Genomic DNA, 15,535 nt, shown 5'->3' with positions numbered 1-15,535 from the left:
TCGGCGGACTCTCGTGGTGGTGGGGGGCGGGAGGCGGGGTCAGGAGTGGAACGGCAGTCCGGCGTCGGCCACCAGCTCCAGGTCGTCGGCGTCGGGCGGCGGCAGCAGGGTGGCGCTGCCGTCGGTGACCGCCACCACGCCGAGCTCGATCAGCTCGGCCATGGCGGCGCTGCCCGCCATGTCGCGGACCTGCAACTGGTAGCGGGCGGTGGTGCGGTAGGCACCGCCCGCGTCGTCCCCGGTCCGCTGGAGGAAGCCGGATTCGGTGAGGAAGGCGACGGCCTTGGCGACGATGCCGGTGGTCGAACCGGCGAGCCGGCGGGCGTCCTTGGTGGCTCCGGTGGAGCTGCGCCGGGCATAGATCCGCCAGGCGGCCTCCAGGCCGGGGGCGGTGGTCTCGGGGTCGGTGTTCTCGCCCTGTTCCTCGGCCCGCTCCTCCAGGCGGCGGCAGACCTGCCGCACGAAGGCGTCCACGCCGTTGACGGTGATCCGGCCGATGTAGCCGTCGTCGGCGAGGTCCTCGGGCCGGGGGAACGCCATGGCGGCGACGGCGAGATGGGCCAGGCCGTGCAGGAAGCGGTCGGCGGAGTCGGGGGCGGCGGCGCGGCGCGCGTAGTCGCCCATGCGGACGGCGAAGACGGAGTCCTCGGCGGCCGTCACGGCCATGCCGGCGCGGGGCGACACCTCCAGGACGATCAGACCGAGTCCGGCGGCGACCGCGTCGGCGAGCCGCGCGAACGCCGGGTCCTCGCGGTGCCGCCGGAGCAGCTCGCCGTACTCGGCGTCCCTGGCGGGCAGCAGTTTGGGCTGGAGGCCGAAGGCGACGAGCCGTGCGGCGTCGGCGGCGTCGGCGGGGGTGATCCGGCCTTCGCCGCCGGTGCCGGTGGCGGCGGGCGCCGGTTCGGCCTCGTCGCCGAAGGCGACGTACTCGGTGGGGTGGTCGGTCACGGGTGCTCCATGGTGCGGTGGTGGTGATGTGCGGGTCGCGGGTGGGTGCGGGCGCCTGCGGCGGGCCTCTTCCCCGCCCCGCGGCTGGGGGCGGCCCGGCGGGGAAGGCTCACGCCGCCTCCGTCCGGCCCGCCGCCATGCCCGCCGCGTCCAGCAGTGCCGTGCCCACGATCAGGTCCGCGCCGCCGAACTCGGGGTCGTCCAGCTGGGTGCCGTCGTCCACGGCGAACAGGAGGCGCTCCTCGCCCTGGCGGTAGGCCGTGCCGACCGGCGGGCTGGCCGCGTGGACCGCCAACAGGGCGACCAGGTACGGCAGTTCGGGATCCAGGCGGCGGGCTTCGGCCAGCAGGCCCGAGAGCCGGCGCGGTGCGTCGTGCTCCAGGTCGAGCAGTTCGATGGCGGCGGCGAGCTGCTCGTCGCTGAAGCGGCTGTCGTCGGGGGTGGCGATGAGATCGGGCTCGGGCATCTCCGCCCCGAGGTGCTCGCGCTCCATGGGCGGCGTCAGCAGTATGTCCACCAGGTCGCCGACCCGTACGGAAACAGGGGTGCGCAGGCCGGTGCCGCGGGCGAAGAAGGCGTCCGTGACGCGGATCGCCTGCTCCACCGGGAGCGGCAGCAGGGGGGCGACCAGCTGGCCGTACAGGTCGAGGCCCGAGCGGGCGGCCGGGCGGGCGAAGGCCTGGCGGTCCTGTTCGGCGCGGAAGAGCGGGCCCGCCTCCAGGAGGCGGGACTGGAGCTGGGTGTGGCGGCGGATGCAGTCCTTGACGATGTCGACGAGCTCGGCGGCGCGCCGCTTGTTGTCGGGGTCCTCCGCCTCGTCGCGCGCCTTGCGGATGTTGGTGAGGATCGCGTTCTCGTGCCGGTAGCGGTCGGCGACGTGGTCGAGGGCTTCGGCGATCATGTCCGGCACCGCGTTGAGCCAGTCGACCGCGCGCACGTTGCGGCGGGTCGCCTCCAGGGTGCGCCGGAGCGTCTCGGCGTACTGCACGGTGCGGTAGCGGGCCTGTTCGGCGGCGAGCTGGGCGTCGGCGAGGCGGCCGCGGTTGATCAGGACCTCCAGCTTCACCTCGGCGGCGATCTGGGCGCTGGTCACGTCGGTGTCGAGGGCGCCCACCAGGACGTTGACGGCCTCGTCGGTGGTCCGCAGATAGACGGCGCCGCCGTATCCGGCGACCTCTTCGAGGAGCTTGAAGTCGTAGTCCCTGCGGACGTAGACGCCGTCCGTGTTGAACGTGCCGTACACCGCGCGGAAGCCGCGGTCCACGCTGCCCACGTTGATCAGGTTCTCCAGGACCCAGCGGGCCACCCGCTCGTGCTCGGCGGCGGGCCGGTGCGGTGCCTGGGCTGCGACGCGCGGGATGAGCCGGGCCACGATCTGCTCGTGGTCGGCTCCGGTGTCGAAGTCCATGTTCAGCGTGACGAGGTCGATGGAGGCGAGGGCCACCTCGGCCATGGCGTACACCGAGTACTCCCCCGCGAGATTGGCCTTGCGCACGTCGAGGTCGTGCAGCGGGGCCGTGCACGCCAGCGCGCGCAGACGCCGCGCGAGCCCTTCGTCGGCGGCCGGGCCCGGTGCGGGGCGCGGCGCCGCGCTGAGCTGGGGCGGAACGGGTTCCGTCGAGGCAGGCGAAGTCACGGTGGACAGATTAGGTCCTCGCACTGACAACGGTCGAAACGGCGCAGATCCGCCCGCGCCCGCCCCGCTAGCCGGGCTCGCCGTCGACCAGTTTCCCGTACGCCTCGACGAGCTGGGCGCGTGAGTCGTCGAGGTATCCGGCGAGCAGCCGCTGCGCCGCCGCCCGCTCCCCCGCGCGCAGCGCTTCCAGGATCTCCCGGTTGCGTACGAGGTAGGGCTGGTGGAGGCCGCGCGGATCGTCCACCACGTGGAAGGCGAGGCGGAGTTCGGCCAGGACGCCGCGCATCAGCTCGTCGGTGCGGGCGCTGCCCGCGAGGCCGACGAGCTCCCGGTGGAAGTGGATGTTGGCGGTGGACACGCCCTTCCAGTCGCCCTGTTCGGCGGCCCGTTCGCCGCCCGCGACGGCGGCGTCGAGGCCTTCGAGGCGGTAGGGCGGCTCGCCGAGCCCCTGGACGACGGCGCATTCGACCAGGCGCCGGGTGCGGTAGATGTCCGCGACGTCCTCGACGGCGAGCACCCGGACGAAGACCCCGCGGTTCAGTTCATGGACGAGGAGCCGCTCGTGGGTGAGCAGCCGGAACGCCTCGCGCAGGGTGTTGCGCGAGACCCCGAGGGCCTTGCCGATGGCGTCCTCCGCGAGGCGCTCCCCGGGCGGGAAGTAGCCCTCCGCGATGCGGGTGCGCAGGATGTCCGCGACCCGCTCCGCGGTGCTGGTGCGGCCCAGCAGCGCGCGGTCCTGGGCAAGACCGCCGGTCTCGGAGTCCGTCGTGGCCACAGCACCCCCTCTTCTCGCCGGCCGCTCCGGCCGACGCGTGGCCCCATCGTAGAAGCTTCGCGAGGAAGCAGGAACGTCCCTACATGAGTCTTGTCGGATCGTTCAACGATCCCCTACGTTGAGGGAACCGCACTCGGGAACCCCGCTCCGGACCCGCACTCCGGACCCGCGTTCCACTGCGCACCGCACCGCCCGCACACTCTCGGCAGCCCTCTCATCCCCTCCTGCGAGGTGCACATGAGCACGACCCAGGCAGCGCAGCAACACGGTCAACACCCGCACGACAACGGCCCGTTCGGCTGGCTGCGCGCGCTCGGCCCCGGTGGCCGCCGCGCCTTCGGGGGCGCCTTCGGCGGATACGCCCTCGACTCGTACGACTTCTTCACGCTCCCGCTCACCATGGTCGCGATCTCGGCGTACTTCGGCCTCGACACCGGCCAGACCGGGCTGCTGACCACGGTGACGCTGGTGGTCTCGGCCGTGGGCGGCGCCTTCGCCGGGGTGCTCGCCGACCGCATAGGCCGGGTCAGGGCGCTGATGATCACCGTCGGCACCTACGCGGTCTTCACCGTGCTGTGCGGATTCGCGCCCGACTACCAGACGCTGCTGGTCCTGCGGGGCCTCCAGGGCCTGGGCTTCGGCGGCGAGTGGGCGGTCGGCGCGATCCTGGTCGCCGAGTACGCCTCGGCCAGGCACCGCGGGCGCACCCTGGGCGCCGTCCAGAGCGCGTGGGCGGCCGGCTGGGCGCTCGCCGTCATCGTGTACACGCTGGTCTTCCAGTACGTGGACGCGGACACCGCCTGGCGCGTGATGTTCTGGACCGGTGCGCTCCCGGCCCTGCTGCTCGTCTACGTGCGCCGCAATGTCAGCGACGCGCCGCAGGCCACCGAGCAGCGGCTCGCCACCGCCCGCACCACGAGCGGCGGCGCCACCTTCGCCGCCATCTTCCGGGGCCCGCTGCTGCGCACCACCCTGTTCGCGGTGCTGCTCTCCACCGGTGTCCAGGGCGGCTACTACACGCTCGCCACCTGGGTGCCGACCTTCCTCAAGAGCGAGCGCCACCTCACCGTCGTCGGTACCGGCGGCTATCTGACGTTCCTGATCTCCGGCGCCTTCATCGGCTATCTGACCGGCGGATACCTCACCGACCGCATCGGCCGGAAGAGGAACATCGCCCTGTTCGCGTTCTTGTCGGCCGTCTGCATCCTCGTCTATACGCACCTCCCCTCGGGGGCGAACACCCTTCTTCTGGTGCTCGGCTTCCCGCTCGGCTTCTGCATGTCGGCGATCTTCAGCGGCTTCGGCTCGTTCCTGAGCGAGCTGTACCCGACCGCCGTGCGCGGCAGCGGGCAGGGGTTCACGTACAACACCGGGCGCGCGGTGGGCGCGTTCTTCCCCACCCTGGTCGGCTACCTCGCCGACAGCTGGGGCGTCGGCGGCGCCCTGGTGTTCGGCGCCGTCGGCTACGCCATCGCCGTCCTCGCCCTCCTCGGCCTGCCCGAGACCCGCGGACAGGAGCTGCTGTGAGCGCCGTCGAACCCACCGTGCCGGCACCTTCGGCCGTCTCCCCGCGCCAGGCCCGCGCCCACTTCCGTTCGGGTGCGGACGTACCCACCGCGGGCTGGGCGCCCGGCCGCACCCAGGTGAACCTGATCTCCGTACCGGCCGACTGGGCCGAGGACGTCCGGCTGTTCTGCGAGCGCAATCCGCAGCCCTGCCCGGTCCTCGACGTCACGGAGCCGGGCTCCTGGCAGACGCGGCTCGCCCCCAACGCCGATCTGCGCACGGAAGTTCCCCGCTACCGGGTGTGGGAGAACGGCGAACTGGTCGCCGAGCCCACCGATGTCGTGTCCTGTTGGCGGGACGACCTGGTGACCTTCCTCATCGGGTGCAGCTTCACCTTCGAGTCGCGGCTGGCCGCCGAGGGCGTACCGCTGCGCCACATCGAGCAGGGCCGCAACGTCTCGATGTACGTGACGAACCGGACCTGCCGGCCCGCGGGGCGGCTCAGCGGCCCGCTCGTGGTGTCGATGCGGCCGGTCCCGGCCCGGCTGGTGGGCACGGCCTGCCGGGTGACCCGGGCGATGCCCGCGGTGCACGGCGCGCCCGTGCACGCGGGCGATCCCGCAGCGCTCGGCATCCGCGACCTGTCCCGGCCGGACTTCGGGGACCCGGTGGAGGCGCTGCCCGGCGACGTGCCGGTGTTCTGGGCCTGCGGGGTCACTCCGCAGGCCGCGGTGATGGCGTCCCGGCCGCCGTTCGTGCTCACCCACGCACCGGGCCGGATGTTCATCACCGACATCCCAGACGAGCACTGACGAGCACTGACGAGCACCACCGAGCGCCCTGAGCCCGCCCGGGGCAGACTGCACAACAGCGCCACGCACCATCTGGAACAGGAGATCCCGCATCCATGACCCGGCCCGCGACGACGTCGATCGATCTCAACGCCGACCTCGGCGAGGGGTTCGGTCACTGGCGATTGACTGATGACGAACAACTTCTGTCTGTTGTCACCAGCGCCAATGTGGCCTGCGGCTTCCACGCCGGCGATCCGGCCATCATGCGGCGGGTCTGCGCGCTGGCGGCGGAGCGCGGCGTACGCATCGGCGCGCAGGTCTCCTACCGCGACCTGGCGGGCTTCGGCCGCCGCTCCATGGACGTGCCGCCCGCCGAGCTCGCGGCCGAAGTCGCCTACCAGATCGGCGCGTTGGAGGTCTTCGCACGCGCCGCGGGCAGCCGGGTCGCGTACGTCAAACCGCACGGCGCGCTCTACAACCGGGTCGTGCACGACGAGGAGCAGGCGGCCGCCGTCGTGGCCGGGGTGCTGCTCGCGGGCGAGGGGCTCGCGGTACTCGGCCTGCCGGGCTCCCGGCTGCTCGCGACGGCCGAGCAGGCCCGACTGCCCGTCATCACCGAGGCGTTCGCGGACCGCGCCTACACCGCCGAGGGCACGCTGGTGCCGCGCGGCCAGGACGGCGCGGTCGTCAGCGACCCCGATGCGGTGGTCGAGCGCTCCGTCGCGATGGCCCTGCACGGCACGGTCGTAGCAGCGACCGGGGAAGTCGTCGGCGTCGGTGCGCGCTCGCTGTGCGTGCACGGCGACACCCCGGGCGCGGTGGGACTGGCCCGCCGGGTGCGGGCCGCTCTCGAATCGGCGGGCGTCCGCGTGGCGGCCTTCGCATGACCAGCGACGCCCTGCGCACCCTCCCGGTCGGCGACCGCGCCCTCCTGGTCGAACTCGACAGCGGCGAGGCGGCCGAGGCGCTGCACGCCGAGCTGCTGCGCCGCCGCGCCGCCGGCACGCTTCCCCCGGTGCGCGAGATCGTGCCCGCGGCCCGCACCGTGCTCCTTGACGGCGTACGGGACCCCCAGGCGCTCGCCGCCCTCTTGACAACCTGGGAGATCCCTCCTCTGAAGGCGGGCGCCCAGGAGACGGTCGAGATCGCCGTGCGCTACGACGGCCCCGATCTCGCGGAGGTCGCGGCCCTGTGGCGGGTCTCGCCGCAAGAGGCGGTACGCATCCACTCCTCGGCCGAATTCCGGGTCGCCTTCTGCGGGTTCGCGCCCGGCTTCGGCTACCTCACCGGCCTTCCCGAGCGGTACGCGGTGGCGCGCCGGGCCACTCCGCGCACCACGGTCCCAGCGGGTTCGGTGGCCCTCGCCGGCCCGTACACCGGCATCTATCCGCGCTCCTCCCCCGGCGGCTGGCAGCTGATCGGCAGCACGGACGCCGCACTGTGGGACCCGCACCGCGAGCCCGCCGCCCTCCTCTCCCCCGGCACCCGGGTCCGCTTCGTCGAGCGGGAGGCGCGATGACCGACCGCGCCCTGTCCGTCGTACGGGCCGGCGCGCTCACCTCCGTACAGGACGAGGGACGGCCTGGGCACGCGCACCTCGGGGTGCCGCGCTCGGGCGCGCTCGACCTGCCCGCGAGCCGCCTTGCCAACCGGCTGGTCGGCAACGCAATGGGGGCGGCCGTCCTCGAAACGACCCTCAACGGGTGTGCGGTACGCCCTCGTTGTGCGGTCACCGTGGCGGTGACCGGCGCGCCCTGCCCGGTCACGGTCGACGGCCGCCCGGTGGCGTGGGGCGCGCCGGTGCGGGTGCCCTCGGGGGCCGTGGTCGAGGTGGGCGCGGCGACGCGCGGGGTGCGCTCCTATCTGGCGTTCGCGGGCGGCGTCACCGTCGAGCCGGTGCTCGGCAGCCGCTCCACCGACCTCCTGTCGGGCCTCGGCCCGGCCCTGCTGAGGGACGGCGCGGTACTGCCGCTGGGCTCCCCGTCGGCCACCTGCCCGCCGGTGGACGCGGCGCCCGCGCCGGGGCCGCCGGAGGAACTGGTGCTGCGCGTGCTGCCGGGGCCCCGCGCGGACTGGTTCACCGCGGACGCGCCCGCCGTCCTGGCGGGCGGCCGCTACCGGGTGTCCTCGGCGAGCAACCGCATCGGGCTGCGCACCGAGGGGCCCGCGCTGGCGCGCGCCGTCGAGGGTGAACTCCCCAGCGAGGGAATGGTGTTGGGCGCGGTCCAGGTGCCGCCGGACGGCCGCCCGGTGGTCTTCCTCGCCGACCACCCGACGACCGGCGGCTACCCGGTGATCGGCGTCGTCCCCGAAACCGACCTGGCGGCCGCGGCGCAGGCCGCGCCGGGCACACCCGTGCGGTTCGTGCCGGTGGGACGGTTCCGGTCCTCGTGAGCGCCTTCGGCCGGGACCGGTGAGACGGCCGCCAGCGCGGACGACAGGGCCTCGGCGGCGTGCAGATCGAGGCGGGCCGCGGTTCCTCGCGCCGCGTGGCGCAGTTCGTCACCGGCCAGCCGGAGCAGTTGGGGCAGCAGGTCGGTGGAGCGGCGGGCCAGCCAGGCGGTGCCGGAGGTGGCCAGCCAGAACAGGGAGGCGGCCGCGCCCGGTGGCGGCTGCTCCGGTTCGCGCGAGGGCGGCGCGCCCGGCGCGAGGCCCCGCTCGGCGAGCAGCGCGTGGCAGCGGGCCGCGATCAGCCGGTGCCCGCGCTCGCCCGGATGCAGCCGGTCCGCGCTCCACAGGGCGCGGTCGGCGACCCATTCGCGGTCGGCGAGGTGCAGATGGATCGCGCCGTAACGGGCGGACAGGGTGTGCACCACCGTGTTGACCGCCCGCTGCCGCCTGGCGAGCGGCCGGGCGAGCGGCCCCGGCAGTCCCAGCATGGCGCCCGGGTCGGGCAGACAGGCGGTGAACAGCACCGCTCCCTGTCCGGCGAGGCCGCCGTACACCGTGTCGAGCCCTACGGCGATCCGGTGGATGTCGAAGGAGCGGCGCAGCGTGTCGTTGACGCCGACGACGACCGCGGCGAGGTCGGGCGCGAACTCCCTTGCCAGCGGCGCCTGTTCCTCCGCGACATCACGGGTGAGCGCACCGCTGGCGGCGAAGTTCCGGAACTCCCAGCCCTGCTGGTGACCGGCGAGCAGCGCCGCCCAGCCGCGCCAGCCGCCTGCCACCGGGTCCCCGATGCCTTCGGTGAGCGAGTCCCCGAGGGCCGCGAACCGCAGCCTCTCAAGCGGTGGCGGGGGCGCCTGTTCGGCGGCGAAGGCCATGGCGGTCACGCGGCCACCCCCGGTCCCGCGCCGGACCTCGCCCGCCGCACCACCGGAGCCTCGTGTGCGGCGAGGAAGGCCGTCACCGACGCGTCCCAGCCGAACAGCCCGGCCCGCGCCCGCGCGGCGGCCCGGCGCTGCTCCTCCGGCCTGGCGAGCAACTCCCTTGCCGCCGCGGCGAATTCCCCGGCCGTTCCCCCGGCCGCGAGACCGGCGTCGCCGACGACTTCCGGCAGGGCGGAGGAGGCGCTGCACACGACGGGGGTCCCGCAGGCCAGGGCTTCGAGGGCCGAGAGGCCGAACGTCTCGGCCGGACCCGGCGCCAGGCACAGGTCGGCGGCTGCCTGCAGGTCGGCCAGCACCTCACGGTCGGCGACATGCCCCAGGAACTCCACCGGCAACCGCTCGGCGGCCGCCCGGCGCTCCAGGCTCCCCGCCAGCGGGCCGTCCCCCGCGACCACCAGCGCCGCCGCCACACCCGCGCGGCGCAGCGCCGCGAGCGCGTCCAGGGCGAGCCCGGGGCGCTTCTCGACCGAGAGCCGCGAGCACATCAGGAGCAGCACGTGGGCCCCCCGCGCGTGGCGGGCCCGCAGCACGGTCGAGCGCCGGCCCGGCCGGCACTGCGCCAGATCGACACCGAGCGGCGCCCTGGCCACGTTCCGCGCCCCGATCCGTACGAACTCGCGCTCCGCCCACTCGGTGGTGCACACGATCCGCGAATAGGCCCACGCGGTACGCCTGTTGAGCCGGTCGGCGGCGCCGCGGGCCAGGGCTTCGGGCAGGCCCCAGGTGCGCAGCACCCCGTCCGCCGTCTCGTGCGAGACCATCACGGAGGGGACCCGGGCCCGGCGCGCCCACTCGCCGGTCCAGCGCAGCGTGGTGCGGTCGGACACCTCGATGCGGTCGGGGGCGAGGTCTTCGAGGACCCGGCGCAGACGGCGCCGGTCGGCGAGCACCCGGTAGCCGCCGGTGCCCGGCAGCACAAGGCCCGGCAGGGTGATCACCCGTCCCTGCTCGGTGAGTTCGTCGCGGGCCCGCTCTCCCGGCACGACGAGCACGGGTTCGTGTCCGGCGGCCAGATAGCCCCGGCCGAGCTCGCGCAGCGCGGTGCGCAGCCCGCCGGACGCGGGGGTGACGAAGTTGGCGAGCCGCACGATCCTGAGGCCGCTCATGCCGCCACCGCCGCCCGCGCGCCGAGCACCTCGCCGTAGTGGTCGAGCAGCAGATCGCCCACGGCGGCCCAGGTCCGTCCCTCGACGGCGGCCCGCCCGGCGCGCCCGCAGGCCGCCCCGACGGCAGGATCGGCGAGCCGCAGCACGGCGTCGCGCACGGCCCCCGCGTCCCTCGGGGGGACCAGCAGCCCGGTCGTCCCATGGCGTACGAGATCGAGCGGACCGCCCGCCGCGGGGGCCACCACGGGCACTCCGCTCGCCATTGCCTCCTGCACGGTCTGGCAGAACGTTTCGTACGGTCCGGTGTGCGCGAAGACGTCCAACGAGGCGAAGATCCGCGCGAGTTCGTCGCCGGTGCGGCGGCCGAGGAAGACGGCGCCGGGCAGCGCGCCGCGCAGCGCGGGCGCGCTCGGCCCGTCGCCGGTGATGACGACGCGTACGCCGTCGAGGGCGCAGACGTCCGCGAGGAGCTCCACCTGCTTCTCCGGGGCGAGCCGGCCGACGTAGCCGACGAGCAGTTCGCCGTGCGGGGCGAGTTCGCGGCGCAGTGCCTCGTCGCGCCGCTCGGGGCGGAAGCGGTCGGTGTCGACGCCGCGCGGCCACAGCCGCACCCGCTGGACGCCGTGCTCCGTCAGGTCGCGCATGGCCGAGGTGGACGGTGCGAGGGTCCGGTCGGCGGCGCCGTGCACGGCTCGGAGCCGGCGCCACGCGGTGCCTTCGCCGGTGCCCATGTAGGTGCGGGCGTACCCGGCCAGATCGGTCTGGTAGACGGCGACGGCGGGGACGTCGAGGCGGGCGGCGGCGGCCATGCCGCGCACGCCGAGGACGAAGGGGCTCGCCAGGTGGACGAGGTCGGCCCGGTGGGCGGCGATCGTGGCGGCGACGCGGCGGCTCGGCAGGGCGAGGCGGACCTGCGGATAGCCGGGCAGCGGCAGCGAGGGCACTCGTATGACGGGGCACGGCGCGTCAGAGCCCTCCCCCGTGGCCGTGGCCGGGGCTATGACGAGCGGTTGGTGACCGCGTACGGCGAGATGCCGGGCGGTCTGCAGGGCGCAGTGGGCAACGCCGTTGACGTCGGGCGGGAAGGATTCGGTGACGATGACGACACGCATACCCGTGTTGTCGTCGCGTCGGGAGTGGCCCGGCCGACTTGGATCTTTCCGCCCGGGGAACGTCCCATGAGCGTTGTCTCACCCGGGTCCGGCCGTGGATCGCACGGCGCTGCTCCCGGGCGGCCATGGGTCACACGGCCGTGGCGTCCGGGCCGAGGCGGTCGTGGATGACGCTCTGCACCTCGGCCTCCTCGGCCGGGTCCGCGGCGAGCCTGCGCAGCCGCTCGGCCACCCGGGCGTCGACGAGCTCCGCGTACTGGGCGGCCACTTCCCGCGTGGTCTCCTCGCAGTCCCACAGGCATTCGACGGCGAACCCGGTGGCGAAGGAGGGGTCGGTGGCGGCGAGCGCGCGGGCGGTGCGGCCGCGCAGTTCGGAGGAGGCCGTCTCCCGGTAGACGTGTCTGAGGACGGGGGCGGCGCAGCAGATGCCGAGCCGTCCCGCCCCGTCGACGAGCGCCCGCAGCAGCGGGGCGTCGGGGCCCTGGGACCGTACGGTCTCGCGGAGCGCGCCGAGCACCAGCTTCTCGTCGCCGGTCCCGCCTCTGGCGGCGAGCACGCTGGCGGCGGAGGCGCCGAGTTCGTCGGGGCGCTGGACCCAGCCGCGGGCCCGGTCGACGGCCTCGGGGCCGCACATCCGCTCGAAGGCGTGGACGGCGGCCTCGGCGACGGTGTGCGAGCCGGCCGAGACGGCGGATTCGATGAGGTCGAGCACGCGGGGGTCGCGCGATTCGGCGAGATAGTGCAGGGCGGCGCCGCGGGCGCCGTCGGTGCCGGATCCGGCCGCCTCGATGATGGCGCCGCGGTCCTCGGGACCGGCGACCGCGCCGAGGCACCTGGCCGCGGGCAGGTGCAGGACCGCGCCGCGCTCCAGACCTTCCTCGGCCCAGTCGAAGACGGCCTGGACGCTCCAGCCGGGGCGGGGCCCGGCGGGCCGCATCTGCCGCTGCCAGCGGTCGAAGGAGCCGTTCTCCCGGGCGGCCCGCACCCGGGCGCCCACGCCGTCCCGCGGATCCTCGGCCCACAGCCGCCAGGGACGCGGCTCATAGGCGTCACGCACGGTGGCGGCGAGCTCCGCCTCTCCCTCCGCGGTGGCGGGGAAACGGCCGAGCACGGACGTGGCGAGGCCGCGCAGGCCCGCGTCGTCGTCGCGCAGCGCCAGCTCGTCCAGGGCCCAGGCCCAGTTCGAGCCGGACGAGGCGTACCGGCGCAGCAGCGCCAGCGCGTCCGCCCGGCCGTACGAGGCGAGGTGGCCGAGGACGGCGAGGGCGAGTCCGGTCCTGGAGTCCTCGGTGTCGAGGATGTCCTCGGCGCCGAAGAGGTGGCGCTCGATCTGGTCGAGCCCGCCGTCGAGATCCAGGAAGAGGCGCGCGTAGTACAGGGAGCGGTTCTCGACCTGCCAGTCGTGGCGGGGGTCGCTCAGTACGCAGTGGTTGAGGGCCGCCAGGGCCTCGTCGCGCGGGGCGGCCAGCGCGTGCAGGGTGCCGTCGCCGCGGCCCCGCTGCAGCAGGCCGAGCAACGTGCCGCTCGGCGCTATGACTGGATCGAACATGGAAATAGCCTCACATCAAGCTGTCGACGCAACCGGGATTCGTGCCTTGCCCTAGGCCGCGCAGCAACATGTTCGGCCGCCCGCCGTCTTCTGCTTGGTGTAGACCATCTTGCTGCCCTCTCGTCGTGGTCCCCGATGTAGGGACCCTGCCCCCGATGCAGGGGTTCGACGTCATGATGACCCAGTCATTTCGCCATCGCGACCACATTTACGGCGCCCCTCTCCGCGGGCTCTTCGGTGGATCCCCCGTAAACGCTTCGTGGACGCTCAGTTGGCCCCGAACAGGGCTAGCAGCTCCGTCTTGCCGAACATCCGGGCGGTGTCGACCGCGGAGGGCGTCCCTGCGGAAGGATCGGCTCCGCCGGCGAGCAGGGCCTTGATCACCGCGTCCTCGCCCTTGAAGACGGCTCCGGAGAGCGGGGTCTGGCCTCGGTCGTTGGCGCGGTTGGCGTCGGCGCCCCGGGCGAGCAGGGCGCTCACACAGGCCGCGTGCCCGTGGTAGGCGGCGAGCATGACGAGGGAGTCGCCGCGGTCGTTGGTGAGGTTCGCGGGCACCCCGGCGTCGACGTGCGCGGCGAGCGCGTCGGCGTCTCCCTGGCGGGCCAGATCGAAGACCTTGGACGCCAGCTCGACCACCTCGGGATCGAGTTCCTCGCTCATCGCAAACTCCTTTACGGCAGCGGAACAGACCCGCACGGCCACAGCGCCGTACGAGTGAATCGACAGGGTACTGGCTGGCGGCCCACATGAGGCGGCCCATCGGCGGCAAAGATCACCGGGAGTGACGACGACAGAGGTGGCGGCCGCACAGTGTGCCGCTCCGAGCGGTTTTTCATATCCGCCACTCCAGTGAAATTGCGGGAATTTCACCCATTCGCACCTTTTATCCCATAGATACTTCCTGTGAGCCTGGAAGAACTCATGGTGACTGTCCCCATCAACCAGGAGATCCCGAAATGATCCTTTCCATCTCAGGTGTGGTGCTGCTCGGAATCATCGTCTTCCTCTTCTTCCGGAAGGACGGGCTCAAGGCCTCGCACGCATTCGTCTGCGCCCTCTTCGGCTTCTACCTCGCGGGCACCGCCATCGCCCCGAGCATCACGGCCGGAGGCGCGAGCCTGGCCAGCCTGCTGGGCGGGATCAAGTTCTGAACTCCCGCTGTCCTGCGTACAACTGCACAATCGACACCAGGAGAACGACGTGGCCCGGCGACCGCTCCCCCGCATTCTGAGCAGCTACAGCGCACCGATCGTTCGCAGCCGCGAGATCGCGCGTACGGCCGCCGACAGCGCCACCGACGTCCTCCATCCGCTCATCACGATCACCCGCGGCCTGCGACTGATCGCCGCCGCCCTGCGCGGCAAGTGGGCCGCCACCCCCAAGGAACGGCGTGGCCCCGCACTGTTCCTGACCGCGGCCGTGGTCCTGGTCGTCGCGCTCATCCCGTACGGGCCGCTGCTCGCCCTGATCACGGTGATGGGCGCGGCCGCCTGGAAGGGCCGCGAGAAACCGGCCGTCAAGACCGGCCCCGACGAGGCGGAGCTCACCCGGCTCCAGGCCCTCTACGAGGCGCTCGTGCCGTACTTCTCCGTCCCGGAGGACCCGGACCCGCTCTTCGCCCACGGCGGCGAGTGGGACAAGGCCTTCAGCGAGTACGAGTTCGACGACAGCGGCCGCCCGACCCGGCTCCGGGTGCGCTACCCGGCGTACTTCACCGACGGCGAGGCCGCCTCCCGCGCCCGGATCGAACAGCTCCTGCACGTCAAGTCGGGACGTGGCCGCGAATACCACTTCGCCTGGGACGAGGAGGGCAACCAGCTCGTCATGAGCGTCCTGGAGGCGCTGCCCACCTCGATCGCCGCCCAGCGCTTCGTGACCTCCCCGGGCGAGACGGTCCTCGGCTTCACCGACGCGGACGCCGTCCAGCGCACCGTTCCGGTGACCGCGGGCGAGGAGAGCCACGACGCCCCGCCGGTCGTCTGGCGCACCGGCCCCCGCTCCACCGAACCCCACCTCCTGGCCGTCGGCCAGCCCGGCTCGGGCACCACGACCCTGCTCCGCTCCATCGCCCTGCAGGCCCTCCAGCACGGCGACCTGCTGGTCATCGAGGGCAGCGGCACCGGCGAGTACGCCTGCCTGACGGGCCGCTCGGGCGTCCTGGCCGTCGAATGCGGGCTCGCCGGGGCGCTGGCCCTCCTGGAATGGGCCTCGCACGAGACCGAGCGGCGCCTGATCTCCGCCAACCGGGCCCGCCAGGCCGGCCAACCGGCCCCCGAGGACACCAAGCGGCCGCTGTGGATCCTGCTCGACCGCCCCAGCGTCCTCACCGACCTGGCCGCGGCCGACGGCCGCACCGACCCGCAGCACCTGCTCCAGGTGCCGCTGCGACACGGCCGGGCCGCCGGGGTCACGGTGGTCGTCGCCGAACAGTTCGACACCCTGGACGACCTGACCGAGCCCGTACGCTCCCACACCCGGGCCCGCGTGGTCCTCGGCCCCGCCTCCCGGGGCCAGGTCGAGTCGGTGCTCGGCGTCCCGCCGCACACCACCCCCACCCCCGACGTCCCCCCGGGCCGCGGCTACGCCCGCCTGGGTGCGGGAGAGGTCCTGCGCCTCCAGGTCCCCGCGACCCCGGACCCCTACGACGACGCGACGTCGGCGGCCCACCGGCAGGCGGTCCAGGACCTCCTGCCGGCCCACGACGGACCGGTGGAGGCGGCTCCACCGGGGACGGCGCACGAGGCGGTTCCGACGGAGAGGTGACGGATGGCAGGGTC

At 73.9% G+C, this 15,535-nt stretch carries 15 protein-coding genes; 7 read left to right on the top strand and 8 right to left on the bottom strand.

Annotation, left to right across the window (positions count from 1 at the left end):
* Nucleotides 1-39: 39 nt before the first annotated feature.
* From ACIQ8J_RS23900 to ACIQ8J_RS23890, 3 genes are all read right to left on the bottom strand, one after another.
* On the bottom strand, nucleotides 40-948 hold the full coding sequence (locus tag ACIQ8J_RS23900) for a hypothetical protein (protein ID WP_403266499.1): 909 nt from the start codon (nucleotides 946-948) through the stop codon (nucleotides 40-42).
* A 109-nt stretch (nucleotides 949-1,057) separates the two neighbouring features.
* Nucleotides 1,058-2,584, bottom strand: coding sequence for a hypothetical protein (locus ACIQ8J_RS23895; RefSeq protein WP_403266496.1), 1,527 nt, complete (start codon nucleotides 2,582-2,584; stop codon nucleotides 1,058-1,060).
* Nucleotides 2,585-2,651: 67 nt separating this feature from the next.
* Nucleotides 2,652-3,359, bottom strand: coding sequence for a GntR family transcriptional regulator (locus ACIQ8J_RS23890; RefSeq protein WP_403266493.1), 708 nt, complete (start codon nucleotides 3,357-3,359; stop codon nucleotides 2,652-2,654).
* A gap of 237 nt (nucleotides 3,360-3,596) precedes the next feature.
* Between ACIQ8J_RS23890 and ACIQ8J_RS23885 the strand changes: the two genes are divergently transcribed.
* From ACIQ8J_RS23885 to ACIQ8J_RS23865, 5 genes are all read left to right on the top strand, one after another.
* A complete protein-coding gene (locus ACIQ8J_RS23885; RefSeq protein WP_403266491.1) occupies nucleotides 3,597-4,886 on the top strand; it encodes an MFS transporter in 1,290 nt (429 codons plus the stop codon).
* Nucleotides 4,883-5,677, top strand: a complete 795-nt coding sequence (locus ACIQ8J_RS23880; protein ID WP_403266488.1) for a putative hydro-lyase — start codon at nucleotides 4,883-4,885, stop codon at nucleotides 5,675-5,677. The genes ACIQ8J_RS23885 and ACIQ8J_RS23880 overlap by 4 nt, the downstream gene beginning before the upstream one ends.
* Before the next feature lie 95 nt (nucleotides 5,678-5,772).
* The gene (locus tag ACIQ8J_RS23875; RefSeq protein WP_403266485.1) at nucleotides 5,773-6,546 is read left to right on the top strand and encodes a LamB/YcsF family protein; all 774 of its coding nucleotides are present in this window, start codon (nucleotides 5,773-5,775) and stop codon (nucleotides 6,544-6,546) included.
* Entirely contained in the window at nucleotides 6,543-7,178 is a 636-nt protein-coding gene (gene pxpB, locus ACIQ8J_RS23870) for a 5-oxoprolinase subunit PxpB (RefSeq protein ID WP_403266482.1), read from the top strand. The genes ACIQ8J_RS23875 and pxpB overlap by 4 nt, the downstream gene beginning before the upstream one ends.
* Entirely contained in the window at nucleotides 7,175-8,053 is an 879-nt protein-coding gene (locus ACIQ8J_RS23865) for a biotin-dependent carboxyltransferase family protein (protein ID WP_403266479.1), read from the top strand. Before pxpB ends, ACIQ8J_RS23865 begins: the two co-directional genes overlap by 4 nt.
* On the opposite strand, the gene ACIQ8J_RS23860 is transcribed toward ACIQ8J_RS23865, so the two are convergent.
* The 5 genes from ACIQ8J_RS23860 to ACIQ8J_RS23840 form a co-directional block, all read right to left on the bottom strand.
* Nucleotides 7,945-8,925: an SGNH/GDSL hydrolase family protein gene (locus ACIQ8J_RS23860; RefSeq protein ID WP_403266626.1), complete on the bottom strand. Its 981-nt coding sequence runs from the start codon at nucleotides 8,923-8,925 to the stop codon at nucleotides 7,945-7,947. The genes ACIQ8J_RS23865 and ACIQ8J_RS23860 overlap by 109 nt on opposite strands.
* Nucleotides 8,926-8,930: 5 nt before the next feature.
* Nucleotides 8,931-10,097: a glycosyltransferase gene (locus ACIQ8J_RS23855; protein WP_403266476.1), complete on the bottom strand. Its 1,167-nt coding sequence runs from the start codon at nucleotides 10,095-10,097 to the stop codon at nucleotides 8,931-8,933.
* Nucleotides 10,094-11,209 (bottom strand): glycosyltransferase family 4 protein, encoded by a 1,116-nt coding sequence (locus ACIQ8J_RS23850; protein WP_403266473.1) that lies wholly within the window; start codon nucleotides 11,207-11,209, stop codon nucleotides 10,094-10,096. The genes ACIQ8J_RS23855 and ACIQ8J_RS23850 overlap by 4 nt, the downstream gene beginning before the upstream one ends.
* Nucleotides 11,210-11,339: 130 nt before the next feature.
* Nucleotides 11,340-12,758: a HEAT repeat domain-containing protein gene (locus ACIQ8J_RS23845; RefSeq protein ID WP_403266470.1), complete on the bottom strand. Its 1,419-nt coding sequence runs from the start codon at nucleotides 12,756-12,758 to the stop codon at nucleotides 11,340-11,342.
* 267 nt (nucleotides 12,759-13,025) lie between these two features.
* Complete coding sequence (locus ACIQ8J_RS23840; protein ID WP_403266467.1) at nucleotides 13,026-13,418, bottom strand: ankyrin repeat domain-containing protein; 393 nt, start codon at nucleotides 13,416-13,418, stop codon at nucleotides 13,026-13,028.
* Nucleotides 13,419-13,714: 296 nt separating this feature from the next.
* On the opposite strand from ACIQ8J_RS23840, the gene ACIQ8J_RS23835 reads away from it, so the two are divergent.
* Nucleotides 13,715-13,909, top strand: coding sequence for a hypothetical protein (locus ACIQ8J_RS23835; protein WP_403266464.1), 195 nt, complete (start codon nucleotides 13,715-13,717; stop codon nucleotides 13,907-13,909).
* Nucleotides 13,910-13,958: 49 nt separating this feature from the next.
* Entirely contained in the window at nucleotides 13,959-15,521 is a 1,563-nt protein-coding gene (locus tag ACIQ8J_RS23830; RefSeq protein ID WP_403266461.1) for a hypothetical protein, read from the top strand.
* Nucleotides 15,522-15,535 lie beyond the last annotated feature (14 nt).

Origin of the sequence: Streptomyces sp. NPDC094147, from assembly GCF_044764265.1 — a bacterium.
GTDB lineage: Bacteria > Actinomycetota > Actinomycetes > Streptomycetales > Streptomycetaceae > Streptomyces.
The sequence above is the reverse complement of the archived record's forward strand: the minus strand, read 5'-3'. Positions and strand labels throughout refer to the sequence as shown.